At 56.4% G+C, this 821-nt stretch carries 1 protein-coding gene; it reads right to left on the bottom strand.

Features of this window, described 5'->3' with window-relative positions; all coding sequences use genetic code 11:
- Window positions 1-56: 56 nt before the first annotated feature.
- Complete coding sequence (locus tag BN2476_RS44195; RefSeq protein ID WP_087740399.1) at window positions 57-758, bottom strand: IS6 family transposase; 702 nt, start codon at window positions 756-758, stop codon at window positions 57-59.
- Between the last annotated feature and the right edge of the window lie 63 nt (window positions 759-821).

Here is an 821-nt window from a genome sequence, read left to right as displayed (position 1 = left end):
CGGTTCTGTCGCAGTAAGACTCGCGGTGGAAAGTTGATCGATATGCAAAGTACTGCTTATGTCGCAAGTTCGTAGAATTGATCAGCGGCGGACGGATGCGTTCCGCGAGCAGATTTCATCTGTCCTTTGGCGATCATGTGCATAGTCTCAACGCCGGCCAGAAGGATCCGGGCACTGCGAAAAGTTTTGAATCCCAGCATGGGTCGCGTGCGTCGCTTGATCGCGCGATGGTCCTGCTCGACAAGATTGTTGAGATATTTGGACTGGCGGATCCTGATGGGCGTTTCACGATCATCATTGATGGCTTCGAGTGCGGCGAGATTGGCGCCGCTTTTGTCGATGGTCACCGTCTCAGGCACGCCATTCTGGGCGATCGATTTCTCAAAGTAACGCCGGGCGGCGGTCTTGTCCCGATGGGCGCGTAGCAGAAAGTCGATGGTGTTGCCGTCCTTGTCGACAGCCCGGTAAAGATACCGCCATTCACCCTTGACGCGAATGTACGTCTCGTCCATTCGCCAGCTCTTTCCGACTGGCCGCTTGCGGCGGCGCAATGCCTTCTCCAGCACCGGCAACAGCTTGAGCGCCCAGCGATGCACGGTCGAATGATCAACGCAAATGCCACGCTCAGCGACCATCTCCTCAATGTGACGCAAGCTCAGCGGATAGGCCACGTACCAGCGTACGCACATCAGGATCACGTCGAGCGGGTAATGCAGGCGCTTGAGCACTCGGGCAACCGCCGGATTCAACGTCGTCATCAAGCTTTCAGCCGTTCATGTTGTTCCGCACATCATAGCGGATCGCCTTATTGCAACAGAACC

Source organism: Paraburkholderia piptadeniae (assembly GCF_900007165.1).
In the GTDB taxonomy this organism is placed as follows: Bacteria; Pseudomonadota; Gammaproteobacteria; order Burkholderiales; family Burkholderiaceae; genus Paraburkholderia; species Paraburkholderia piptadeniae.
Note: the sequence above shows the minus strand (reverse complement) of the source record. Positions and strands in the feature narration are given on the sequence as shown.

Bases quoted from the DNA above. Each gene is read 5' to 3' on its own strand.
- BN2476_RS44195 (WP_087740399.1), bottom strand. From the start codon at position 758: ATGACGACGTTGAATCCGGCGGTTGCCCGAGTGCTCAAGCGCCTGCAT.